At 61.9% G+C, this 257-nt stretch carries 1 pseudogene; it reads right to left on the reverse strand.

The annotated features are described in order from the left end of the window. Positions 1–257 (reverse strand): annotated as a pseudogene (locus AC0IYH_RS32575) (UPF0104 family protein); the annotation flags it as partial.

Genomic DNA, 257 nt, shown 5'->3' on the forward strand with positions numbered 1-257 from the left:
TGAGGTTGAGGGTGAAGGCGTAGCAGACGAAGGTCAGCGGCAGGATCTGCCTTGCCGGTAGTGTGTGGCCGGTATAGGCGCGGCCGATCAGGTCGAAGCTCGAGTAGACGGCATAGCTCAGTGCCGATACGCCAACGGCGGCGAGCAGAATGCCGCTGCTGTAGCCGCGCAGCGCCTCGCTGACTTCCTGCCAGTCGAGGTTCTTGATCAGCATGAACAGCAACACCGGCACCAGGATGAACAGGCACACCGTGAGC

Source organism: Pseudomonas sp. AC463, from assembly GCF_979253585.1.